The sequence below is a fragment of the Pseudoalteromonas shioyasakiensis genome, assembly GCF_001550135.1.
GTDB classification, from domain to species: domain Bacteria; phylum Pseudomonadota; class Gammaproteobacteria; order Enterobacterales; family Alteromonadaceae; genus Pseudoalteromonas; species Pseudoalteromonas shioyasakiensis.
In genome coordinates this window covers 336,251-361,159 of sequence record NZ_LRUE01000022.1, presented here as the reverse complement: position 1 = coordinate 361,159, position 24,909 = coordinate 336,251, and the positions used below count along the sequence as shown (strand labels likewise).

At 42.1% G+C, this 24,909-nt stretch carries 16 protein-coding genes and 1 pseudogene; 14 read left to right on the top strand and 3 right to left on the bottom strand.

Going from position 1 to position 24,909, the window contains the following annotated elements; genetic code table 11:
• The 6 genes and pseudogenes from tuf (at position 1) to PASHI_RS18165 (ending at position 10,702) form a co-directional block, all read left to right on the top strand.
• Positions 1–1,185, top strand: coding sequence for an elongation factor Tu (gene tuf, locus PASHI_RS18185; protein WP_054564107.1), 1,185 nt, complete (start codon positions 1–3; stop codon positions 1,183–1,185).
• A 121-nt stretch (positions 1,186–1,306) separates the two neighbouring features.
• A pseudogene (locus tag PASHI_RS21900) lies at positions 1,307–1,393 on the top strand (EF-Tu C-terminal domain-related protein); the annotation flags it as partial.
• Positions 1,394–2,570: 1,177 nt separating this feature from the next.
• On the top strand, positions 2,571–6,215 hold the full coding sequence (locus PASHI_RS18180) for an Ig-like domain-containing protein (protein WP_062566593.1): 3,645 nt from the start codon (positions 2,571–2,573) through the stop codon (positions 6,213–6,215).
• Positions 6,216–6,516: 301 nt separating this feature from the next.
• Positions 6,517–8,106: an alkaline phosphatase gene (locus PASHI_RS18175; protein WP_062566592.1), complete on the top strand. Its 1,590-nt coding sequence runs from the start codon at positions 6,517–6,519 to the stop codon at positions 8,104–8,106.
• Positions 8,107–8,117: 11 nt separating this feature from the next.
• Complete coding sequence (locus tag PASHI_RS18170) at positions 8,118–9,914, top strand: alkaline phosphatase family protein (protein WP_062566591.1); 1,797 nt, start codon at positions 8,118–8,120, stop codon at positions 9,912–9,914.
• 71 nt (positions 9,915–9,985) lie between these two features.
• Positions 9,986–10,702, top strand: a complete 717-nt coding sequence (locus PASHI_RS18165; protein ID WP_062566590.1) for a hypothetical protein — start codon at positions 9,986–9,988, stop codon at positions 10,700–10,702.
• A 65-nt stretch (positions 10,703–10,767) separates the two neighbouring features.
• On the opposite strand, the gene PASHI_RS18160 is transcribed toward PASHI_RS18165, so the two are convergent.
• Entirely contained in the window at positions 10,768–12,840 is a 2,073-nt protein-coding gene (locus PASHI_RS18160; protein WP_244269413.1) for a TonB-dependent receptor, read from the bottom strand.
• Positions 12,841–13,065: 225 nt separating this feature from the next.
• Here PASHI_RS18160 and PASHI_RS18155 point away from each other — a divergent pair, with 225 nt between their 5' ends.
• The 5 genes from PASHI_RS18155 to PASHI_RS18135 all read left to right on the top strand — a co-directional run bounded on the left by PASHI_RS18155 (position 13,066) and on the right by PASHI_RS18135 (position 19,335).
• Entirely contained in the window at positions 13,066–13,860 is a 795-nt protein-coding gene (locus tag PASHI_RS18155; protein ID WP_062566589.1) for a VOC family protein, read from the top strand.
• A gap of 113 nt (positions 13,861–13,973) precedes the next feature.
• Positions 13,974–14,639 carry an SDR family oxidoreductase gene (locus PASHI_RS18150; protein ID WP_062566588.1) on the top strand — a complete coding sequence of 222 codons (666 nt, stop codon included), beginning with the start codon at positions 13,974–13,976 and terminating at the stop codon, positions 14,637–14,639.
• A gap of 138 nt (positions 14,640–14,777) precedes the next feature.
• On the top strand, positions 14,778–15,158 hold the full coding sequence (locus PASHI_RS18145) for a hypothetical protein (RefSeq protein ID WP_062566587.1): 381 nt from the start codon (positions 14,778–14,780) through the stop codon (positions 15,156–15,158).
• Positions 15,155–17,491 carry a fatty acid cis/trans isomerase gene (locus PASHI_RS18140; protein WP_062566586.1) on the top strand — a complete coding sequence of 779 codons (2,337 nt, stop codon included), beginning with the start codon at positions 15,155–15,157 and terminating at the stop codon, positions 17,489–17,491. Before PASHI_RS18145 ends, PASHI_RS18140 begins: the two co-directional genes overlap by 4 nt.
• Before the next feature lie 92 nt (positions 17,492–17,583).
• A complete protein-coding gene (locus PASHI_RS18135; protein WP_082710976.1) occupies positions 17,584–19,335 on the top strand; it encodes a response regulator in 1,752 nt (583 codons plus the stop codon).
• A gap of 13 nt (positions 19,336–19,348) precedes the next feature.
• On the opposite strand, the gene PASHI_RS18130 is transcribed toward PASHI_RS18135, so the two are convergent.
• A complete protein-coding gene (locus tag PASHI_RS18130; RefSeq protein ID WP_062566584.1) occupies positions 19,349–19,972 on the bottom strand; it encodes a DUF4097 family beta strand repeat-containing protein in 624 nt (207 codons plus the stop codon).
• A gap of 129 nt (positions 19,973–20,101) precedes the next feature.
• Here PASHI_RS18130 and modF point away from each other — a divergent pair, with 129 nt between their 5' ends.
• Positions 20,102–21,559 carry a molybdate ABC transporter ATP-binding protein ModF gene (modF, locus tag PASHI_RS18125; protein ID WP_062566583.1) on the top strand — a complete coding sequence of 486 codons (1,458 nt, stop codon included), beginning with the start codon at positions 20,102–20,104 and terminating at the stop codon, positions 21,557–21,559.
• 25 nt (positions 21,560–21,584) lie between these two features.
• On the opposite strand, the gene PASHI_RS18120 is transcribed toward modF, so the two are convergent.
• Positions 21,585–22,463 carry a TraB/GumN family protein gene (locus PASHI_RS18120; protein WP_062566582.1) on the bottom strand — a complete coding sequence of 293 codons (879 nt, stop codon included), beginning with the start codon at positions 22,461–22,463 and terminating at the stop codon, positions 21,585–21,587.
• 535 nt (positions 22,464–22,998) lie between these two features.
• On the opposite strand from PASHI_RS18120, the gene ilvG reads away from it, so the two are divergent.
• Together ilvG and ilvM are read left to right on the top strand one after the other, a co-directional pair.
• On the top strand, positions 22,999–24,648 hold the full coding sequence (ilvG, locus tag PASHI_RS18115; RefSeq protein ID WP_062566581.1) for an acetolactate synthase 2 catalytic subunit: 1,650 nt from the start codon (positions 22,999–23,001) through the stop codon (positions 24,646–24,648).
• Positions 24,645–24,890 carry an acetolactate synthase 2 small subunit gene (gene ilvM / locus PASHI_RS18110; protein WP_054554110.1) on the top strand — a complete coding sequence of 82 codons (246 nt, stop codon included), beginning with the start codon at positions 24,645–24,647 and terminating at the stop codon, positions 24,888–24,890. Before ilvG ends, ilvM begins: the two co-directional genes overlap by 4 nt.
• Positions 24,891–24,909: the final 19 nt, after the last annotated feature.

Here is a 24,909-nt window from a genome sequence, read left to right as displayed (position 1 = left end):
ATGGCAAAAGAAAAGTTTGAACGCGTAAAACCGCACGTAAACGTTGGTACAATCGGCCACGTTGACCACGGTAAAACAACTCTAACAGCAGCAATCACTAACGTACTTGCAAAAGTATACGGTGGTGTAGCTAAAGACTTCGCATCAATCGATAACGCTCCAGAAGAGCGTGAGCGTGGTATCACAATCTCAACTTCACACGTTGAGTACGATACTCCAACTCGTCACTACGCACACGTAGACTGTCCAGGACACGCCGATTATGTTAAAAACATGATCACTGGTGCTGCTCAAATGGACGGCGCAATCCTAGTAGTTGCTGCGACTGACGGTCCTATGCCACAAACTCGTGAGCACATCCTACTTTCTCGTCAGGTTGGTGTACCTTACATCATCGTATTCATGAACAAATGTGACATGGTTGACGACGAAGAGCTACTTGAGCTAGTTGAGATGGAAGTTCGTGAACTTCTTTCTGAGTACGACTTCCCAGGTGATGACTTACCACTAATCCAAGGTTCAGCGCTTAAAGCGTTAGAAGGCGAGAAAGAGTGGGAAGACAAAATCGTTGAGCTTGCAGAAGCACTAGATTCTTACATCCCAGAGCCAGAGCGTGACATCGATAAGCCATTCATCATGCCTATCGAAGACGTATTCTCAATCCAAGGTCGTGGTACTGTTGTAACTGGCCGTGTTGAAGCTGGTATCATCAACGTGAATGACGAAGTTGAAATCGTAGGTATCAAAGAAACTACGAAGACAACTTGTACAGGTGTTGAGATGTTCCGTAAGCTTCTAGACGAAGGTCGTGCGGGTGAGAACATCGGTGCACTTCTACGTGGTACTAAGCGTGAAGACGTTGAACGTGGTCAAGTACTAGCTAAGCCTGGTTCAATCACTCCACACACGAAGTTCACTTCAGAAGTATACGTACTTTCTAAAGATGAAGGTGGTCGTCACACTCCATTCTTCAAAGGTTACCGTCCACAGTTCTACTTCCGTACAACTGACGTAACAGGTGACGTACAGTTACCAGACGGCGTTGAAATGGTAATGCCTGGTGATAACATCAAGATGACTGTAGAACTAATCTGCCCAATCGCGATGGACGAAGGTTTACGCTTCGCTATCCGTGAAGGTGGCCGTACAGTTGGTGCTGGTGTTGTTGCAACTATCGTTGAGTAATATCAACAGATAGAGCTTCACTGCTTATAAAAAGGTCGCCTAGGCGACCTTTTTTAATGCCTGTAAGAAAGCTGGAAGCTTTTAGTAGCTTAGAGTGAAAGGCTAATCTGCCGCCTTTAAACTCCCAATGGACGAAGGTTTACGCTTCGCTATCCGTGAAGGTGGCCGTACAGTTGGTGCTGGTGTTGTTGCAACTATCGTTGAGTAATATCAACAGATAGAGCTTCACAGCTTATAAAAAGGTCGCCCAGGCGGCCTTTTTTAATGTCTGTAGAAAAGCTATCAGCTGTCAGCTTTCAGACGTCAGATTCGATCGGTGGGGTTGTTTAGTGTGGTGTCTCGCTCAGCATTCGGCCTGTTCATTCTTCGGGTAGGTTAGTTTGAACGCAGCGAAACCCAACGTAAATAGAGTTATTAGCTTTAAGACGTCAGATTAGATTGGTGGGGTTGGTTTGTGTGGTATCTCACTCAGCATTCGTCCTGTTCATTCTTCGGGTAGGTTGGTTTGAGCGCAGCGAAACCCAACACAACCATGTAAACCTTTTCTTTTATGACCCCCATTACCATAAACCATGCCTCCTAATGGCTTTACCTAGACCCTTTGAACTTTACCCTCGTTAACCACTGTATAAAAATCACCATTACGCTATTGTTTTATCGTTTTATTCATTAATAACGTCATTTTAATGTGAATATTTCACTAAATTTTTATTGTTAATATAGTTTCTGTATTGGGGATGTTAGATTCTTTATGTGAAATTAGCTTAAATTGCTCAAGTATCAGTTAGATGTCAGTTAAATATTATAAGAGTTGGGTAAATCTCGCTTAATGTATTGTTCCTAAACAGGAAATCGAAAATCAATCTTATAGTAGTATTTTGTTAATGGATTTTGTTAGAATCACTGCCGTCATGTAAATGGAATGGTTTTATCAGGGATGGCTAATGACTAGCTTAAGTGCTACTTGTCAAAAAATAGCTTTGCTATTTGCAGTATATTTTTAATTCCCCTTTAGATGCTCAGTATCTTTATAGCTTGTACTTTGATGGTTTGATCTAAATTGCTCATAAGTAGCAGTAGGTTTTCTCTTTCTATCTTCAAAAGCTCTGAAATACTGAAGACATACATAAAATTCACACCTCGGTGGGGATTGTTGTGTTAATTATTTGCCAACAATCGGTATGAATAACTATGTATATATCAATCTAATTAATGTTAATTCCTTTCCTGTAACAGGCACTTCCTTCTGTAGTGGTCGAAAACTTTTAAAGTATAGACCACATTTAAGTAAGGAGTTATCGCCCAATATTTTTAGTTATTAAATCGAATAGTAGCTTTAAAACAGTAGGTGAAATTTAAGTTGTTAATATAAAAAGGAATTATTAGTGTATAAAAATAAACTTACGCAAACTGCTTTATGCGTTGCCGCTGCACTTGCCTCAACATCAACAATTGCTGCCAATAGTTGGTTATCTAGAGTCAGTACCGTCGATCAGCATCAGCAAAAGAAAGTATTTGCAGCTAACAGTATGCAAAGCCTTTCAGCTGTCAGTACTGATTCGTCAACTGCAATTTTTGATATAACAGTGTCGTTATACAATAATCCAGAAGGTGCAGAGCAGAATGCCTATGAAGAAATTTTTAAAAATTTCGCAGATGCTATTTGTGAGCAAACAAATGGTGAGCATAAGCTTGGCACAGTGAGTGTATTTAGAGAAAATAAACATCGCTCTAAATCAGATATTATTTGGGGGTCAAGAGAATGGCCTAGAGCTAATGCGTCAGGTTTTGGTGCGAATGGCATGCATATTTGGTTTGGTGATGTTTTCCCGAACGGTGCAGGTGCTGGCAAAGACCATGATATGCTTCAAGATCCTAAAGGTGCTGGTTATACACTTGCCCATGAATGGGGGCACTATGCTTATGGCCTTTTTGACGAGTATCAAGGCGTAGCTGAAAGCGCAGATGCAAATAGCCCTATAAAAACTGATTTAGCTACTAACTCTATTATGAGTAATCAGTGGAAAGCTCTACAAGGTGATATGCTTTGGCTTAATCACTCTACTGCAACAAATATTGGTAATGTTGATAGAACAGCTCAAGGTCGAGTATACGGAAAAAGTGCATGGGAAGTGCTATTACAAGATGCCAAAGATGATCCTAAGTTAGGAAGAAAAACGGCTCAACCAGAGCGTACTCGCTTTCTTACTCTGGCTAACAATGCTCCAGATGATGTAACACCAGTAAAGATTGAACTACCTTCAGCTCAAGCATCATGCCGAGATCAGCTTGATGTAGTTTGGGTTGAAGGTGATATTGATATGCAAGTGGTTATTGACCGTTCAGGTAGTATGGGCGGTGCGGCAATCAATAATGCCAAACAAGCAGCTAAAATTCTTGTTGATGCTACAGCAGAAGGCACTACATCAATGGGGTTAGTTAGCTTCTCTAGCTACTATAATGTGATACAAGATTTTCCTGTAACTAAAATTGAAAGCCCAGATGTTTCAGTAAAAACTGAACTAAAAGCAGCAATTGATTCAATCAGAGCTGGAGGGTCAACAGCCCTTTACGATGGTTCACAATTAGCGCTTGATAACTTAGAACAATATCAACAAACTCAAGCAAGCGGTGCTCCAGGTGTTGTTTTTGTCCTAGCCGACGGTGATGACAATGATTCTCGCTTGTCACAGGCGTCGGTTATCAGTAATTATCAACAAGCCAATATGCCAATTTTCAGTTTTGGCTATGGTAGTGCATCACCAACTGGCCCACTTCTCACTTTAGCTAATGCTACTGGTGGTAAGTACTTTTCTTCACCAACATCATTGGCTGAAATTGTTGATGCTTTCTTGCAAGCTAATGCGATTGCGACAGATAATCAGAACCTTGCATCTACAACATACTCAATTGATAGTACTCAAAGCGCCAGTCAGCCAATTTATGTTGATTCTGGACTAGATAACATAAATGTTTTTGTAAATCACAATGCAGATCTTGCAGATCTTGAGTTAGCGCTATTTGATGGTGCTGGTACACTCGTTACCGATATAGATTTCAACTGTATAGATACTGCTAGCACTCAATCATGTAGTGCTAATATTTCTAACCAGAAACTATCTGCACATGGTGCAGGGCAGTGGCAGTTACAATTAACGAATCTAAATCAAAGTACTAGCCTTACTGCTGCGGTAAATGTGAGTGCTGAACCAAGCTTATCAGGTACATACTCTGTCAACGTTGAAGGAGTTGATGGGAACGCAGTTACTTATCCAGCCCCTATGATCCTGACTACGGCAATCACCAAAGATAAACTAATTACAGGCGCTAATGTTAAGGCAACTATTACAGATCCAAACCAAGTTAAAAGCGAACTTGAAATGTTTGATAATGGCATTGGTGGAGATGCTGTTTCAGGGGACGGAATTTACTCAGTAATTGCACCTTATAATCAAAATGGTATTTATCAAGTTGAAGTGCATGTAGACAATAATGACAGCAATGCAGTGTACACCACAACAGGGTTATTAACGCCAACTATTGATGGCTCAGTACCAGAAACTGAGACGTTGCCAAGTATCGATGAGAATTTTGTTCGTATAGCTAAAACTTCACTAGTAGTCAGTGATGTCCCATACAGTGATAGTAATGACAGTTATTATCTGAGTGATGATCTTACTCCAAGTAATGCTGGAATCGAGGGGATGGTTGACTCTCAGGGAGACCTAGACTTTTATCAAATCGAAAACATTGATACCACAAGTGAGTTTGTTGTTCGTGTATCTGACTTAAGCTTGGGGATGAAACCTAGCCTTACATTATATAAGTCAGATGGCATAACTGTAATTGATCAAGATATTACGTTAGATACAAACCCTTCTAAAACAGGCTATGTGTTCTATAAAGTTGCTACTACGGACTTAGAGTCAACTCTCTACGCCGTAGTGCAGCATGAAGATACGACCGCAACTACTGGTGGATACCAAATTAGTGCGGGTGCTCCACTAAATACTGATACGCCTCCAAATAACGCACCTGTAGCAGCTGAAGATGTTGCATCAATTTGGTCAGGTCAAACAACAGTTATCAATGTTTTAGAAAATGATACAGATTTAGATGGTGATACTCTATCAATTGATAGTGTACAAAATAATGGAACCTTGGGTGTTGTAAGTTTAGTTGATGGTCAGATTACATACGATGCATCAACCGCGTTTGATGATGAAGTTCCTGGAACAGTTATTTCCGATTCCTTTAAGTATATTGTGACTGATAATAATGGTGCATTTGTTGAGGGGCAGGTAACCATATCTGTATCTATCAACACGCCTCCAACAGCTGAAGCCGATATTGTTTATGTTGACGAAAATGGAACTGTAAATATTTCACCATTACAAAATGATAGTGATGCTGATGGTCATTCAATAACATTAATTGATTACTTGGATACTCTAACAGGTGAATTAACAGATAATAATGATGGTACTTGGACATATTCTACAAATGGTCAATTTGATTCATTGACAAAAGGTGAACAAGTAACAGATGCATTGACTTATACGATAGCTGATGAAGTGGGTTCAGAGTCTATGGCTCAGGTTTCTGTGATTATTACGGGTATCAATACTATACCTTCAGCTGAAGCTGACGAGGTTTCAACATCTAAATCATCAACAGTACTCATAGATGCTTTAGGGAATGATAGTGATGAAGATGGCGATGCTCTATCTGTGGTCTCGTTAGATGTGGAAGGTATTAAAGGAACTGTTACTGATAATGGGGATGGTACATTCACATATGACCCAGCTGGGAAGTTTGCTGATTTATATGCTGGCAGCTCAGCGACAGAAACATTTAGCTATGCTGTATCTGATGGCTCAGAACAAGTTTCAACAACCGTTACTGTGACTGTAAACGGTGAAGGTAGCAAACCTGAAGTTGAAAAATCATCTTCAAGCAGCGGTGGTAGTTTATTTTGGCTAACTTTACTTCTAGCGCCATTTAGCTTGCTAAGACGTCGCAAAAAGTAAGTAAATTAAATAACAATGCAACTATAAGCCTTTGAGTAATATGCTCAAGGGCTTTTTATTCATGTTGATTACATTGAAGTTATTTAAAAGGAAGCTTGAATTACTCTTAAACCACTAACCCTATTATTTCCTCTAAAACTAATTACTTACCTTCTTGAGCTACTTTTTTGGGTTTCATCATTTCGTCATGAAAACTCACTTTTTTAGTAACAATGCCTTCTTAGTATGGCTGCGCTAATTATCCAAGTGCAGTTTAGTTAGCACTCAAATTCTTAAAATAACGTACTAACGGAACGTAACGATGAAAATTAATAAAATTGCTACTGCAATTGGTTTAACGCTGGCGTTGTCAGCGACGGCCAATGCAGGTGTGTTACCAGACAGTCAAAAACAAAATGATTGGTATAGTGCCGCTGAAACAAAATTAACAGAAAAAGAGGCGGCGGCTCAGGCTGAGCAAACGTTTAAAGCTAAAAATGTCATTTTATTTGTTGGCGATGGTATGGGTATCTCAACGCTGACTGCATCTCGTATCATGGCGGGACAAATGGAAGGCAAGTCAGGCGAAGAAGGCTTACTAAGCTTTGAAGAATTCCCTTACTCTGCGCAAATCAAAACCTACAACGTTGATGCGCAAACACCTGACTCTGCAGGCACAATGACAGCAATTATTTCAGGCGTTAAAACCGATGTAGGTGTTATTGGTGTTAACGAAAACATCGAGCGTGGCAAGTGTGCAACCGTTGCCGGTAATGAGTTAATTACCGCTACAGAACTAGCAGAAATCAAAGGCCTAGCAACAGGTATTATCTCAACAGCGCGTATTACTCACGCAACGCCAGCTGCGACCTATGCAAAATCAGCTGACCGTAACTGGGAAGACGTATCAGATATGCCAGCTGATGCTGTGGAAGCCGGTTGTGAAGATATTGCCTCACAACTTGTTAATTTTGAGAAGAACCTAGAAGCACGCTTCGTAGGCACTGACGTAGATGGTCTTGAAGTTGTGATGGGCGGTGGACGTCGTCACTTCTTACCGAAAGATGCAACGTTCAATTCAGCTGATGCAGTTAGTGAAGTTGAAGGCGACCGTACTGATGAGCGTGACCTAACTGCTGAATGGCAAGAAATGTACCCTGATGGCAAGTATGTCATGGACCAAGCTGGCTTTGATACGCTAAATGCTGACAGCAAACGTGTATTTGCACTGTTTAATGAATCACACATGCAATACGAAGCAGATCGCGCTAACGATGTCGCGGGTGAGCCGTCATTATCTGAAATGACAGGTAAAGCGATCGACATCTTAAAGAGCAATGAAAAAGGCTTTTTCTTAACCGTTGAGTCTGGTCGTATCGACCATGGCCACCATGCGGGCAATGCTTATAACGCGTTAAACGATACCGTTGAATTTGCCAAAGCAGTGCAAACAGCAGTAGAGAACACCAACCCAGAAGAAACACTTATTCTTGTTACTGCTGACCACAGCCACGTATTTACTATCGCGGGTTATCCAAAGCGCGGTAATCCAATCTTAGGTCAAGTTGTGGCAATTGGTAGCGAAGAGCCAAGCCTTGCGGCAGATGGTATGCCGTACACCACAGTCGGTTATGCAAATGGTTTAGGTTTTCGCGATTTAGGTGATGAAACTGATGCAGATGCATCATATAGCGAAGCGGCATTTGCAGGTCGTGTTGATTTAACGGGTGTTGATACGACGATGCCTGGTTATCACCAAGAAGCTACCGTGCCATTAGGTTCTGAGACTCATGCGGGTGAAGATATTTCACTTCATGCAAAAGGTCCAGGTGCGCAACTAGCACAAGGCGTTGTGGAGCAAAACGTAATTTTCCACATCATTAACCAAGCTCTAGAACTAATTGAAGAATAATGGCGACGACGATGAAAAAACTAAATTTAATTTCTCTTGCTGTAGTAGTGGCATTAGCGGGTTGTTCTGATGACGATGACAACTCACCAAAAACATTAACCGTTGAAAACACATTAGCTGTTGGTTCTGAGCAGTGTGTAAACGGTGGTACAGAAACCCTAACCGGTGAAGATAGTAACGATAACGGTGAGCTAGAATCAGCAGAAGTAACGGATACAACCGTTGCATGTAATGCACCAGCAACGTCGTTAACGGCATCGCAATTAGCGCCGTTGACCGATAATGAATGGTTCAAGTCAGCACAAGTTAAAGTCGCTACTAGCGAAGAAAACATTGCTGCCGTTGTAAAAGAGTCTGGTAAAGCGAAAAACGTGATTCTGTTTGTTGGTGACGGCATGGGTATTTCAACCGTGACGGCAGCACGTATCATGGCCGGTCAGCTTGAAGGTAAGTTAGGTGAAGAGCACCAACTAAGCTTTGAAACACTACCTTTCTCAGGGTTTGCTAAAACCTATAACGTTGATGCGCAAACACCTGATTCTGCGGGGACGATGACAGCAATGGCATCGGGCGTAAAAACGGATGCTGGCGTTATCGGTGTTGATGAAGACATTGAGCGTGGTAACTGTGCAACGGTTGCAGGTAATGAGCTAGTGACAGCCACTGAGCTTGCTGAGATTGCCGGTAAGTCGACAGGTATTGTTTCGACAGCGCGTATCACTCACGCAACACCTGCAGCAACGTATGCAAAATCGGCCGACCGTAACTGGGAAGACGTATCAGATATGCCAGAAGCGGCAGTTACCGCTGGCTGTGAAGATATTGCATCGCAATTAGTTAACTTTGAAGCAAACCTAGAAGCACGCTACGAAGGCCTCGATGTTGATGGTTTAGAAGTTGTTATGGGCGGTGGTCGTCGTCATTTCTTACCGAAAGACGCAGCTTTTAACTCTGCTGATGCTGTGAGCTCAGTCGAAGGTGACCGTACAGATGGTCGCGACCTAACTGCTGAATGGAAAGCTAAATACCCAGCAGGTCAATATGTGATGGACCAAGCAGGTTTTGATGCAATCGATGCAGAGTCAACAGAGCGCGTATTTGGTTTATTTAATGAATCACATATGCAATACGAAGCAGATCGTGCAAACGATGTAGCGGGCGAGCCTTCACTTGCTGAAATGACAGCAAAAGCAATTGATGTGTTAGATAACAACGCCAATGGTTTCATGCTAACAGTTGAAGCTGGCCGTATTGACCACGGTCACCACGCTGGTAATGCTTACAATGCACTAAGCGATACAGTTGAGCTTTCAAAAGCAGTCCAAGTTGCTCTTGATAAAACCAGCATCGAAGACACGTTAATCATAGTAACAGCTGACCACAGCCACGTATTTACCATTGCAGGCTACCCAAAACGCGGTAACCCAATCTTAGGTAAAGTGGTACCTGTGGGTAGTGATGAACCATCACTTGCAGCAGATAACATGCCATACACAACGGTTGGTTATACCAATGGTGGCGGTTTCCGCGACTTAGGTGATGAGACTGATGCTGATGCAGGTTATAACTTTGCGCCAGTAACGGGTCGTGTTGATTTAACTGATGTTGACACAACAACACCTGGTTTCCACCAAGAAGCCGTTGTACCACTAGGCTCTGAAACACACGCAGCAGAAGATGTGGGTGTGTATGCAGTTGGCCCAGGTGCACATTTAGTAACAGGCACTAATGAGCAAAGCCTTATCTTCCATGTTATGGATTATGCCGCTGACCTTGTTAAACAAGCCGATGCTAAATTAGCACAGTAATGAGTTCTTGGGAGGCTCTGAGCCTCCCTTACTCAATTAGTTATAAAGTAAACCAGACAAAAGAGAATCCCGTGAAAGCAGCCATCTTACTTGCCTCATTACTTAGCCCACTAGCTGTTGCAGGGCAATGCGATATGAACACCGGTTTTACGCAAGCAGACTATACGGTCACAACAGATATAGTTGCTAATAAGCAGCATACTGAAAACACCTTTACCCTTTGGCGTACGCCTCACCAGGTGGCTAAGCAGAATCCACAGTTTATTGAATTATGGCAACACTTGCGCAATCAACAAATTCGCCCAATTCGTTATTTTCAGCATGCCCAGCGTGGTATTGAGTATCAACCATCGGAAGTGCAAGGTGAACAAGATTGGAGTAGCAAATATCAGCTAGTAAGCGATAAGTTTTTAGCCTCAATGACGCACCAAAAAAGCACCGGTGAAGGCTGTGAGTTAACAGAGTATTACACACAACAGCAGGGTGAGAGCAAAATAGAGCTAAGCTGGCTTGCCAATCAAAAGTTACTCAAAGCAATTCGTATTTCAACACCAACTTATAGCCGTGAAATTGCTTTAACAGCCAGTCATCACAACCAGCAAAAGATTCAGGCAGAATTTGCGAAATGGGATAACTATCAAACGACCGATTACGCAGATATCGGTGATAATGAAAGCGATCCGTTTTTAGCTAAAATGATCAACTTAGGGTTTGTTGAGCATGGCGCGAGCGGTTTTTATGATGCGCAAGGTAATCAGCTCAAAGGTGAGCATGGGCATCATCACTAATTAGTACCAACCACAAAAAAAGGCACCAAGGTGCCTTTTTTATTGTTTAATTACTTAGCTTAAACCTAAAATGCATAGTTCCAATTTAGGTTTACGGTACGACCTGTGCCCGCAAAATAGCGTGTTGCAGCTGGGCGTGTTTGACCGTAGTAAGTGATGTAATACTTATCTAGCAGGTTATCGATACCTAGGCTAAATGCACCGTACTCAGCACTTTGATATTGCACCGATAAATCAACGGTTGTGTAGCCGTCAAACTCTTCACCAGTATTAAAGTCGCGGTCAAATACTTTGTTAGCTTGTACGCGGCTAGATAGGTTTGCTGGCCACTGTTGCTGCCAGTAAAGGTTTAAACGTGTAGGTGAAATATTGCTGCCGCCTAAATCGCTCTCTACTTTATTGTCGCCATCACCATCATATTGACCTTCTGTATCAGCGTAACTTGCACCAAATGTTGTGCTGTTAGTTAGGTAATATTGAGCATTTGCTTCAAAACCTGAGATCTCAGTACGCTCACGTTGCACGCTGTAAATACCATCAGCATCAGCTTGTAAACGTGAACCTAAGTCTGAGTCAGACTCAAAGTAGCTGGCTTTAATATTGAAGCTATCGTTGGCAAATTCAAAACCTAATTCGCGGTTATCAGAAATAACTGGCTCTAGGTTTAAGAAACTCTCAACCGATAAACCTGCTTGATTAATGCCACGCAGCACACGACCAACATCAGCCATGCTAAAGCCTTCGCTGTAGCTTGCATATAGACGAAGTTCATCAGTTACTTGATAAACAACACCTAAGTTCTCTAATAATTCGTTAAAGCTTGGCTCACCGCCTTCTACAAAGCTGCTGTTGTAAGATGCTAGGGTAGTAAAATCATCCACTTTTAATTTGCCGTACTCGTAACGAACACCGGCATTGAACGTCCAATCCTCTAAGCCGTCATAACGTAGTTGAGCGAATGGCGCGATGTTATTAAACTTGGTTTTTGGCACCCAATGGCGACCTGTTTGCGCAAGCTCTTGGTATGTTTCGTCAGAAAGTAAATCAATACCGGTCGCAATATCAAACTGGCTGTTTAACAGGTTATCTTTATTGTAAGTAACGCGGCTACCAAACTTTTGTGATTTATTTTGAGACTGATCGAAAATAGTCTCACCATAGGCTGGATCTTGGAACGTAGCAAATGTGCCACCACCATACATGGCTGCAAAATCTTGCGTAAACAATTGAATAGCAAGGTTACCGCCAGCCACATTGCTGTGGTTATAATCTAGGGTAAAGGTTGTTACACGGTTACGTGGCGTGTCGCCTTCTACATCGCCTTTTTCAGCAGAGGTTGCAAGGCCTGTTGCTGGATCACCATTTACAGCTACAAAGTCACCATTACCTTCAATTTTGTAGTGATTCAGCATTGCTTGAATGCTTTGCTCGTTATCAAGCTGATATTTCACTTTTAAAAATAAGTCTAGACTGGTTGAATCTTGCGTGTCACCTTGTGTGCCATCTAAACCAACAAAGTCACCGTTACCATCGCGATACATTCCCGTACTACGAGCCGATACACCACCAATGAAGCTAATATCATCTAGTTGTTGGCTGAATAAGTAGCTGGCTTTATAGCTTTGGCTGTCGCTGCCACCGTCTGTTGGAGTGCTAAACCCCGCGCTCATTTGGTGATTAAAATCGCCAGCTGATTTTGTGATGATATTAATAATACCGCCACTTGCGCCCATGCCTTGAATTGCATTTGCGCCACTGATCACTTCGATGCGTTCGATCATTGCAGGGTCAATCGTATTCCCATCACGAGAACCGTTACGAAGCGGGTTTGACTGAGGAACACCATCAATCATGTATAGCGGCTCACGGCCACGGAGTGTTTCACCTGCACTGGTCATTTTTTGACGACTTGGTGAAAAGCTCGGTAATAAATTACCTAAAATTTGCGATAGATCTTGAGTATGAGCAAGTTGCTCAGCAATGTCTTCACTAGTAATAACGCTGATAGTTGCAGGTACAGTACTAACTGGTGCCGTACTACGAGTTGTAGAAACGGTAATACGTTCAATATCTTGGGCCTGATTTGCAAACGCAGCGATAGGAGTAAGTAAAAAAGGAAGCGCAAATTTCATTGTCATAGTTAAATCGCTATACAATTGTTATTAAAAATTGTTCGCATTTATACATGTGTTTGTTGTGACAATCAATATAATGTCATAACTGCAATTCTCTGTTTTAGCAGGGTTTAAACCTAAGTTATTGATTATGATTATTTAATTTTTCTAAACGTGAATTAAATAAATTTTAAAAATAATTGGCAAAAAAGCAGCTTGTTGATTACCGTTAATGAAGGAGGAACAGCCATGACAAAAATAAATACAAAACACCCTGCAGGTACTTTCTGCTGGGCCGAGTTATGCGCGAAAGACTGGCAAGCTGCAAAGCAATTTTATACGCAACTTTTTGACTGGGGTTTTGACGACCAGCCAATAGGCGAAGATATGTATTACACCATGCTGCAAAAGCAAGGTGATGATATTGCCGCTATGTATCAACTGCCAGCAAGTATGAGCGAGATGCCAACCCATTGGTTATTATATATTGCTGTTGATGATGTTGACCAAAGCACAGAGCTGGCAAAATCACTAGGTGCAACTGTATTGGCAGGGCCACATGATGTTATGACGGCAGGTCGCATGGTGATGCTTCAAGAACCAGGCGGTGCAACATTTGCCTTATGGCAAGCCGGTGAGCATATCGGGGCAAAACGAGTACAAGAGCTTAACCTGCCTTACTGGTTTGAGCTTGTGTCGAAAGACATGCAAAAAAGTCGCGACTTTTATTGTCAGTTATTCGGGTGGCAGTTTGAGGTGAAACCAATGGAGGGCATGGACTACACCTTATTTACCATCGATGAGCAACCGATTGCAGGCATGCTTGAAATGACCAATGAATGGCCCGATGATATTCCACCCCACTGGATGCCGTATTTTGCGGTAGCAGATTGCGATCAGGCAGTCGCTAAAGCAACGCAGCTTAATGGCGCTATTTGTGTGCCAGCAACAGATATTCCAGATGTTGGGCGCTTTAGTGTGATTACCGATCCACAAGGGGCCGTATTTTCTATACTTAAATCAACCATTGATGAATTAACTTAAGCCCTTGGTTTTTGCCAATCTGTCCCAAGGTATATATATCTAAGCCTCCTCAAAATGCACAAACTCGCACCTTGAGGTGGTTTGGTATAAAAAGCTAATTAAGGAGCAGATTAATGACTAAGCATGTGGTGGTTACGGGGGCCAATAAAGGTATTGGTCTTAATTTTTGTAAACAGTATTCAGCCCAAGGTTACCGTGTTACCGCAGTGGTTCGCACGCCAAGTGAGGAGCTTCAAGCACTCGATGTGAAAATTATTAGCGACATTGATGTATCTAACGCCGATGATGTTGCAACACTTGCCAATTACTTACACGGCGACAAGATTGATATTTTGGTTAACAACGCCGGCATTTTTCATAATGAAACATTAGCTGATATGGACTTTGTTGCCATCGAAAAACAAATCAGCGTGAACAGTATTGCACCTATTCGTATTACTCATGCATTACAGCAAAGCTTAGGCATTGATGCCAAAGTAGCGATGATCACATCGCGCATGGGCTCAATTGCTGATAATGGCTCGGGTGGTTACATTGGTTATCGTATGTCAAAAGCGGCGCTTAATGCCGCCAGTGTTAGTTTAGCCCATGAACTAAAAGATAAAAAAATTGCCGTAGGGTTATTTCATCCGGGCTTTGTACAAACGCAAATGGTTAATTATGCCGGCGATATCAGCCCTGAAACTGCCGCAGAGCGGCTCATCAAGCGGATTGACGAATTAAACCTTAGCAACACAGGTGGGTTTTGGCATTCAAACGGCGAAACGCTACCTTGGTGATGCATTGTTCACTGTTTTTATAATTCGGTTAGTTAGCAGCTAAAAAGCTGCTAACGGCTGATAAGTTTCGCTAATTATTGAACTTATAGTTTGCTATACTCGTACAATTAAAAGTCATTTTGATGTAGAGAGCAGCACATGGAATTAGAGCAAAATAGCGATTTAACCCTTCCTCTTTTTTATTTTGATGAGAACCTTCACAGCCGCGATATCGAATCTCCAGATTTACTATTACATGTAACGCTAAGCGAAGAGTTACTCGCGCAGCTTTGCCAAAACCCAGCTGTTGATAGCAGTGTCGCAATTGCCATTAATGAATATCGTCTTGAAGCGTTAAATGATGACTACCAAGTATTGATTGACGGTGAGCATGATGCGCAGCTGACACTCGTTCGTGGGCCGCTATTGAGCGCGGTGCTTAGTTGCGACAACGACCAAACCTTTGTGTCGCCGCAAGTCGATATGATGCCAACCTTCGATTTAGGTGATGACGTTGAAGATATCGAGGAGGAAGGATGAGAAAACTCCTCACCACCGTATTTGGCCTTATTCTATTAAGTGGCTGTGCATACTTAGGTGCCGCTCATTACGATGAACTGTTTGGTAAAGAACAACCACAACAGCGCGTGGTTGCAGCATCAACACTTGAAGGTGCTGAGTTTTTAAGTGATGTAAAGCCCGTACTTGATAGTCGCTGTGTGGTTTGTCATGGCTGCTATGATGCACCGTGTCAGCTTAAGTTATCTTCTGTGGAAGGTATTGACCGCGGCTTAAGTAAAGAGCGTGTTTATGACGGCACTCGCTTACTAGCGCAAGAGCCAAGTCGCTTGTTATTTGATGCGACAAGTACCGCCCAGTGGCGTGAAAAAGGCTTTACCCCAGTACTTAACGAGCGAGCTCAAACCGAAGAAGCTAACCTTGCCGGTAGTGTCCTTTATAATGCCTTAGTACTTAAGCAAAGCAGCCCACTGCCTAAACAAGCAATTTTAGGCGATGAGTTTGATTTTTCACTCGACCGTGAGCAAACATGTACCACAATGAATGAGTTTGACTCATTTGCTAAAGATAGCCCACACAGTGGTATGCCTTATGGTTTACCGGGTATCTCGAGTGAAGAGTTTCAGCATCTTGCTAAGTGGCTCCGAAAAGGCGGTTACCTTGCTCATATTGAGCCTCCTGAAGAAGGCGTTCTAAAACAAGTTGAACGTTGGGAAGCATTTTTAAATCAAGATGGTTTAAAGCATCAACTGGCTGCGCGCTATATTTATGAGCACTGGTATTTAGCGCATATTTACTTCCCAGAGCATGGCGATAAACATAGCTACTTCAAGCTGGTACGCTCTTCAACGCCGCCGGGTGAAGAGATCAAACACATTAGCACCCGTCGCCCTTATGAAGACCCTAAGGTTGAGCGTGTTTACTATCGTTTAATGCATGATCGTTCGACTATTTTAGCGAAAACACATTTACCTTTAGCATTAAATGACGAAAAGCTTGCACGCTTACATTCGCAATTTATTGAAGCTGATTATCAAGTAGATAAACTGCCAAGCTATAAGCCAGAAGTGGCATCAAACCCATTTAAGGTCTTTGCGGCAATACCAGTCAACTCACGTTATCAGTTTATGCTTGATGAAGCTGAGCTTATTATTATGGGCTTTATTAAAGGGCCGGTTTGTCGTGGTCAAATCGCGTTAAATGTAATTAACGACCAGTTCTGGGTGGGTTTTGCGAAGCCTGAAATGGCGGCGACACCTAAAGTCGGTGAAATGTTGTTACAACATGAAGATGCCTTAGCATTACCAGCTGAAGAAGAAAGCAATGCCTTGCCGATTTCTAGTTGGGTGAAGTATTCAAAACGGCAAAACAAATATTTGTCAGCCAAAGTTGCACTGGCTAATAAGATGTTTGAGAACGGTCAGCACCTAACAACCGATTTACTTTGGCAGGGTGATGGCCATAACCAAAATGCAGCACTCACAGTGTTCCGCCACTTTGATAGCGCAACAGTTGTAAAAGGCTGGATAGGCCAGCAACCAAAAACCGCCTGGATACTCGACTACGCACTATTTGAACGTATTCATTACTTGCTGGTGGCGGGTTTTGATGTGTATGGCAACATTGGTCATCAGTTATTAACTCGTTTGTATATGGACTTTTTACGCTTAGAAGGTGAAGCAAACTACCTTGCATTATTACCAGAAGCTAAGCGCAAAGAAATTAAAGCCCAGTGGTATCGTAAATCGCCACCTAGCTTAACGAGCTTCTTTGAAGATGAATTGTCATTTAGCCAACCTACGGGCATTGAATACAAAACAATGGATCCGCAGTCAGAGTTGTTCAATATGCTAAAAGAGAAGCTTAAGCCAATTTTAAGCACTCGTTACGACTATACGAAAGTACCTGAGCCGCTTGCAAAAATTAACGATCTTCCGGTTAAAGCAGTGAACTTGCTACCGCAAATTTCGTTTGTGTTAGTCAAAGATGGCGATGATAAGCACAGGGCCTATACCCTGATCCATCATAATGCTCATTACAATATTTCGAGCTTATTGAATGAAGAAGGGCAACGAGCTTATGACGAAGATACAGTGACGATTGTGCCTGGGTTCATAGGTGATTACCCAGAAGCCATTTGGTACTTACACAATGACCAGCAAATTGCAGCTTTTGCAGCTGGGCTTGCTAAAGCAACAGATGAAGCAGCTTACAGAGATCTGAAAAGTGAGTTCGCTATTCGCCGAACACATCCACAGTTTTGGCAATACAGCGATATTTTACACCGTGTAGCGAAAGAGTATCGCGGCGTTGAATTTGGGTTATTTGACTATAACCGACTCGAAAATCGATAAATTTCTGTTAACTATCATGTTTAAAGCCCACTTCAAGTGGGCTTTCTTGTATTCTATGAACTACAATTATTTTAAAAAATAATGAGTAAAGCATGTTGCAGCTAGTCACAGATATCCGAAGACGATATCGCTGGGGGTTATTGGCGATTGCCATATTGATCTCTGTATCAGCTATCTTGATACAGAGTCTTTTGTATATCCAAAAGGGTGACGCCAAAGTTATCAACATTGCCGGTAAGCAACGCATGCTGTCCCAAAAAATAGCCTTGTACGGCAATGCACTCATTTACCATGAATCCGATCATTTCCAACAGCAACACCGAAGACTACTGGAACAAGCCGTTGAGCAATTTATTGCAGGGCATCAATTTTTAATTCAGCAGGATGAGCAAGGTCACTATATTCATTTAAATGAGGCGCTTGAGGCCCATTACTTCTCGCCCCCTACCGCATTAGATGAGCACGTGAAGCGTTATGTGAGTAAAGCGCAGCAGCTATTAAACAATACCGATGATTTTGCCTATGTGGACCGCTCAACATTTGTTAGTAATCAGCTAGAGGCACTACTCACAAAACTAGACCAAGCGGTTAAGTTACTCGAGCAAAAATCAGTTCAAAAAGTCACATTTTTGGCGGTGCTAGAGTTATTGTTTTGGCTCATCGCCATGGTGTTATTAGCCATTGAGTTATTTTTCATTTTTAAACCCATGGAGAAACTGGTCACTAAAAATATTGCTAAGTACAAAGAACAAAAAGAGTTTGCTGAGCGTGTTAATAAAAATAAAGAGCGCTTTATTGCCCGTACCAGTCATGAATTTAGAACACCATTGCAAGGTTTAACCGCATCCATCGAAGCGCTTGATATCAGCGACAGTCAGCAACTGACTAAACAGCAGGCGCTTTATTGCGTTAACAGGCTGGTGGCTATGCTAGACGAATTAATGGACTTACAGCAGCTAACCTCGGGAGAATGGCAGTTAAGTTTCACTAGCAACAATTTGTTATCAACATTAAAGCAAGCTATCTCACCCTATGAATATGCCTGTAACGATAAAGGTATTACCTTGAGTGTGAACTTAGCTGAGTCACTCAATAAAGAGGTGAGCACTGACCATGCAAGGTTGACGCAAATTGTTGCTGAAATCATTAACAATGCCGTTAAATTTACTCCAAGCCAAGGCCGTATTGCCGTTACCGCTGCATGCCAAGGTGAGCAGCACTTTGTAATGGAAATACAAGATAACGGTAAAGGCTTTGAAAAGCCGCCGACAGATTTACTTAGCTACGAAAATGACTCAGAGCAACACTTTCAAGGCTTAAAAACGGGGCTGCTTAGGGTTATGCACATTGTTAAAGCATTAAAAGGAGAAATCCAATTTCTTAATGCTGAGCCACAAGGTGTGAAAGTGTTAATTAATTTAGAACTAGAAAGCACGCCTAAATCAGCAATGCCAGCGCCGCTGCCGCAAGCATTACATTGTTTAATTGTTGAAGATAACCCGCTAAACGCCACCATTTTAGGACGCATGGTTAGCCATTTAAATTACAGCTTTGATGTGGCGGAAAATGGTTTAATTGCCACAGATAAAGCCTCAGATAAGCATTACGATTTAATTTTTATGGATTTAAATATGCCCGTTATGGATGGCTTTAAAGCGATTGATATTATTCGTAATGAGCAGGGGCAACAGGTGCCAATTTTGGTGGTGACCGCCAATACATCGAATGAAGATTTGCAACGAGTATATGAGCTTGGAGCAAACTTGCACGTATATAAACCGATCACGCTGGATTCAGTGCAAAAAGCTCTCAGCATTTTATTTGCTGAGAGCTCACAGGGATAACCAAAGCGTTAAATTAGTTCGTTACTTTAATGTCACCAACACCCACTTCGACTTCGATATCGTATTGGCCATTGCCACGATAGCTTGAATGCGAGCTAACCACTTTACGGCTAGTGTTACCGTCATTTTTTAAGCCGCGAATTTTAGTATCGCCCACACCGGTATCAAGCTCGATACGTTTGTAGTCATCAAGCGCGCTATCAATTCTTACCGCGCCCACACCAAGCTCAATCTCAACTGAATTACTTGCGTCGTTAATTTCAATATCGCCAACACCAAGTTCAACATCAATTGCCATCGATTTAGGCATTTTTACATGCCAGTTTTGTTGAATGTCGTCATTATCTAGTTTTAAGCTAAGTGAGCTGGCACTTTGCGAGTGGCTTAATTCAATATCTGATAAATCGACATCAGAGCTGAACCAGCTATTGTCATTTTTTGGTTCAATGCGAACTGTAACGACGACTTCGCTACCGTCATAGCTTTCGACCTCTAAGCTGCCCACCGGAAAATCAATATCAAGCTGGCTTGCGCCACTCACAGCAAAGTTGTGATTTAGTTCACGTGAGTCTTTTGCCATTGCGTATGTTGTTGTTAGTGCTAAGCCTATAGCTGCTACACAAAGTAATTTTTTCATTGTCTGTTTCCTGTTGATGACCTTTTATACCTTAGTCGCAGCTGTGTTCAAAAAAGGTTTAAACGATTTTTAATTTTTTATCGAATACGGTAACGTCAAGCTAACGGTAACTTAGAATGAGGATTCAAAGTGCAACAAGTGCAGTTGGTTAATGTTAAAGCTAGCCTAAAGGGGCTGGGCAATGACGTTTATTATTTAGATGATCTCAATATCAATGTATCGCCATTGCAGCAATGGGTTTTACTTGGTGCGAATGGGGCGGGTAAATCGGCCGTGGCAGCTGCCATTGCCGGTTTTGCGAAAATAGAAAAAGGCCAGTATGAGAATAGCTTTGAGCGTATAGCATTGGTTTCGCCAGACAGCCAAAAGCAGCTCCTTGCGGCTGAGCTAACAAAAGATCAAGATGATATTATTGATGGCGTTACGCCTTCGAGTACGGTTTATGAGTTAATTATTGCAGGTCGAGACGAGCAACAGCTTGATAGTGATTTGCTACAGCAGTTAATAAGCCTATTTGATTTTAGTGACAAACTTAGCAAGGCATTTCGCGATTTATCGACCGGTGAAACCCGCAAACTGATGCTGATCCAAGCCATAATAGGTCGACCAGATTTACTTGTGCTTGATGAGCCTTTTGATGGCTTAGATGTCACGGCAATGGCTGGGCTTAATCAGCTACTCGCAGAGCTTAGCAAAACAACGACCCTTATTTTTGTGCTCAATCGCTTAACTGAGATCCCAGACTTTGTTGATCATTACGCCTACGTTAAAGAGGGTCATGTCACAGAGCAATTAGCAAAGCCTAGACCCGAGCAGCGCGATGATTTACTCAAGCTATTGCATCTCACGCATACTCAGTTACAAATACCTGAGGCAGATATTGACCATCAAGCACCTCCGCTCACTGATTCTATGCTGGTAAGATTAAACAACGCATCGGTAAGTTATGGCGGCGAGGCTATTTTTGAAAAACTCAACTGGCAAATTAACCAAGGCGAACATTGGCAGTTAACAGGTAAAAATGGCTCAGGTAAAACCTGTTTGCTGAACCTTATCACGGGTGATAACCCGCAGTGTTACAACAACGATATCAAGGTGTTTGGCTACCAACGCGGAAGCGGTGAGAGTATTTGGCAAATTAAACAGCACATTGGTTATATCTCTAACGCGCTTCATATGGATTATCGAGTGAGTATCACCGCACTCAATACGGTTGTTTCGGGCTTTTATGACAGCATTGGTCTTTACCAAAAAGCCACCGATAAGCAACTTGCCATAGCCAAACAATGGTTAGCGTTATTAGGGTTAAGTGACAAACAAAGTAGTTCATTTAGCCAGCTGTCTTTTGGTGATCAGCGTTTATTATTGATTGCTCGGGCTATGGTTAAACACCCTAATTTATTGATCCTTGATGAACCTTGCTTAGGCCTAGATGAAGCGAATAGGCAACGCGTGTTATTACTAATAGAAAAAATCTGTGCTGCAGGCACCAGCACCGTGGTGTATGTTAATCACCACGCGAGTGACAAAATAGCCGGTATCAACAACTATTTAGAGATGGCTGATTTCACAAAAAAAGCGCCATAAGGCGCTTTTAAACGATTGAAATCATTTAGATACGGGTAATGGTAAAACCTTTATCTGTTAATTGCTTCAATAAACCGTGTTGCTCTGGTAAGTGCAAAGCGCCCACTGCAATGAACAGCTTTTCTTTACCGATGCGAGTCGATAGTTGATTAACCCAATTGTTGTTACGGTCTATCAGCATCACTTGCTCGCTTAGTTGACCATATTGAGAGTCATCAAAGCTTTCATTGTAAAACTGCGTAAGTGTTTTCATATCACCCGATTTCCAAGCCTTGATAAGACCAAAAAAGTAGGTATCTACGTCTGCAAGTTGCTCGAATGTTTCTTCGATCATCTTGTCATTCATAATTGCTAAGTGCTCAAACATTTCCATTTGGCGTTCAAGAGTTTCGAGCTCACCAATAGATATTTTATGTTCTTGAGCGTAAGCAAGTACTTGCTTGTCGATGCCATATTGATCTGAAAAACCAACGTTTTGGAACTCCATTTGCATCATGGTGACCATCACCGCCCATGGTGCTAAATTCTTAAACATTGCAATATCAATTGATTTATCAGCAAAGTACTTTTGCAGTTTTGCATAGTTTTCTGGTGATAATTCTGATTGTAAGGTTTTGCCATTTTTCAGCATCATAAATGGTAATGAGCGACGCTGCATTTCCATTGGTGAAATGGCGCTGATATCCACCTCAACAATGACTTTATCTGAGTTATCGAGTGCTTTTGTTACCTTACTTGGCAAGCCTTTCATGCTGTTGTCACCCACATGCACGGTACCGAATAAATAAGAAGCAACGCCGTTTTTTTCTACTTTCCATAACCCCGGCTCTGCAAGTGTATATTGGCTAAAACCAAGCAGTAGCACCATAAAAAACAGGGCATTTATACGCTGGACGAATTTCATAACTTTCCTTTTCATAACGTGGTTTTTTCAATACTAAACTAATTTTTCTTTGAGGCGTTAAATTAAATCGGCTTTATGCAGAAAAATCACATCTAATTGCTAAAAATTAATCAATCATATAATGGCAAATAACGAGGTATGAAATTTCAATTTTCAATAAATAATGAAATATAAATCTTTATATGTGAAATTGTTGAATATTTATTTCTTTAATATTACTTTTCAGCCTGTTTTTTGAATTGATTTTTATGTTGACTTACAAGCCCCAGCGCGGTACTAATAGAAAAAGACAGCGGGATGGCTAGATTTCCGCTATAAATGAACAGAATTTGGTTACAGATAAATGCTTACAAACAAACTTTCTCTAATTCTAATTAACGTCGTGGTGATTATTATTACCGCGGGGGCTAGTTAGTGCTTAGAGAAAAGTGAAGCATTTAAAAAGCCCCCCGCACTTAACAGTCCGGGGGGCTTTTTCGTTTTAAGGTTTGAGTCGCAGCAAATACACAATGTCACTGAGGAATGAGGATTTACGATGACAGGCGCAGAGTTAACAATCGATTTATTAGCCAAACATGGCGTTAAGGATGTTTTTGGATACCCAGGTGGTGCCATCATGCCTATTTACGACGCTTTGTACGGTGCGCCAGTCAAACATTATTTGACGCGTCATGAACAAGGAGCGGGTTTTGCAGCTGTAGGTTTTGCCCGCAGCACAGGCAAGTTAGGTGTGTGCTTTGCAACATCAGGCCCAGGTGCGACTAACTTAATAACAGCCCTTGCTGATGCGATGATGGATTCAGTGCCGTTACTTGCAATCACAGGGCAAGTACCTACTGCAGCGATAGGCTCCGATGCCTTTCAAGAAGTAGATGTGTTAGGTATGTCGTTATCATGTACTAAACATAGTTACATGGTTGAAAGAGCTGAAGACTTAGCCGAAATACTACAAGAAGCCATCCACCTAGCGCAAAGCGGCCGCCCAGGCCCTGTATTAGTTGATATCCCAAAAGACATCCAAATGGCGCAAGTACCATTCCACCCTTGGTTAGCCGCCGAAGATCATTTACCTAAATTAGACGCAAACCAAGTTGCGATAGCTAACCAAATCTTAAGTGAAGCGCAGCGCCCTGTGGCGTATATCGGTGGTGGCGTACAGGCTGCGGATGCACAAAACGAGCTTATGCAGTTTTTAGAAAAAACTCACATGCCAGCAGTATCAACATTAAAAGCGCTAGGCAGCGTCTTACCTGATTATGAATATGACCTTGGCATGCTAGGTATGCATGGTGGTAAAGCGGCTAACTTAGCAGTGCAAGAGTGTGATGTTTTGGTTTGTATCGGTGCTCGTTTTGACGACCGTGTTACTGGCAATTTAAGCAAGTTTGCCGCAAAAGCAAAAGTGATACACCTTGATATCGACGCGGCAGAGGTTGGTAAGCGTAAGCCTGCAAAAGCATCATTAGTCGCAGATTTAAAAACCTCATTACCGCAACTTGATTGTTTTGTAACGTCTGATGAGTGGTTAACGCACATCGAAAGCATGATGAAAGAACATGCATGGCGTTATGACTATCCGGGCGAGAAAGTATTTGCCCCTTATTTATTAAACCAGCTAAGCCAAAAAATGCCATCAACGGGTGTTGTGTGCTGTGATGTGGGTCAGCACCAAATGTGGGTGGCACAACACATGAAGTTTAGCCACCCAAGTAATCACTTAAGTAGTGGTGGTGCGGGTACCATGGGCTTTGGTTTACCGGCCGCTATCGGCGCTCAAGTTGCTCGTCCAAATGATTTTGTGATCACAGTGTCGGGTGATGGCTCAATCATGATGAACATTCAAGAACTGGCAACAATTCGCCGTAACAATCTGCCAGTTAAAATTCTAATCCTAGATAACCAGCGCTTAGGCATGGTACGTCAATGGCAGCAGCTATTTTTTGAAGGTCGTTATTCTGAAACAAACCTTTCAGATAATCCTGATTTTGTGCAGTTAGCAGCGGTGTTTGGCATTCCAGGTCAAACCATCACTAAAGCAGATGAAGTCGATGCTGCAGTTGATGCGTTAGTAAATAGTGAAGGTCCATACATTCTGCATGCCTGTATAGATGATAAAGAAAATGTATGGCCGCTTGTACCACCCGGTGCTGCTAATGATGAAATGATGACGGAGACAGTAAAATGAAACACACCCTAACGATTGCGCTAAAGAATCAAAGTGTCGCTGTAGAGCGCTTTTTACGCGTTGCGCGCCATCGTGGCTTTGACCTAACAACCATGAATTTAGAAATGGCTGATGAAGCGTTTCACGTCACTATGACGGTAGACAGCGATAAGCCAATTTATCTACTAACATCACAATTGAATAAATTGGTTGATGTTAAACACGTTAATGTTGAAAACCAATTTCAACAACAAGCAATCTAGTAAAAATCAACAGGTAGCT

What these genes read in the sequence shown, in the direction of transcription:
- PASHI_RS18170 (WP_062566591.1), top strand. Translation starts at nt 8,118, where the DNA reads ATGAAAAAACTAAATTTAATTTCTCTTGCTGTAGTAGTGGCATTAGCG.
- PASHI_RS18120 (WP_062566582.1), bottom strand. Translation starts at nt 22,463, where the DNA reads ATGAAATTCGTCCAGCGTATAAATGCCCTGTTTTTTATGGTGCTACTG.
- PASHI_RS18150 (WP_062566588.1), top strand. Translation starts at nt 13,974, where the DNA reads ATGACTAAGCATGTGGTGGTTACGGGGGCCAATAAAGGTATTGGTCTT.
- PASHI_RS18130 (WP_062566584.1), bottom strand. Translation starts at nt 19,972, where the DNA reads ATGAAAAAATTACTTTGTGTAGCAGCTATAGGCTTAGCACTAACAACA.
- PASHI_RS18175 (WP_062566592.1), top strand. Translation starts at nt 6,517, where the DNA reads ATGAAAATTAATAAAATTGCTACTGCAATTGGTTTAACGCTGGCGTTG.
- PASHI_RS18145 (WP_062566587.1), top strand. Translation starts at nt 14,778, where the DNA reads ATGGAATTAGAGCAAAATAGCGATTTAACCCTTCCTCTTTTTTATTTT.
- PASHI_RS18140 (WP_062566586.1), top strand. Translation starts at nt 15,155, where the DNA reads ATGAGAAAACTCCTCACCACCGTATTTGGCCTTATTCTATTAAGTGGC.
- ilvG (WP_062566581.1), top strand. Translation starts at nt 22,999, where the DNA reads ATGACAGGCGCAGAGTTAACAATCGATTTATTAGCCAAACATGGCGTT.
- tuf (WP_054564107.1), top strand. Translation starts at nt 1, where the DNA reads ATGGCAAAAGAAAAGTTTGAACGCGTAAAACCGCACGTAAACGTTGGT.
- PASHI_RS18160 (WP_244269413.1), bottom strand. Translation starts at nt 12,840, where the DNA reads ATGACAATGAAATTTGCGCTTCCTTTTTTACTTACTCCTATCGCTGCG.
- ilvM (WP_054554110.1), top strand. Translation starts at nt 24,645, where the DNA reads ATGAAACACACCCTAACGATTGCGCTAAAGAATCAAAGTGTCGCTGTA.
- PASHI_RS18135 (WP_082710976.1), top strand. Translation starts at nt 17,584, where the DNA reads ATGTTGCAGCTAGTCACAGATATCCGAAGACGATATCGCTGGGGGTTA.
- PASHI_RS18155 (WP_062566589.1), top strand. Translation starts at nt 13,066, where the DNA reads ATGACAAAAATAAATACAAAACACCCTGCAGGTACTTTCTGCTGGGCC.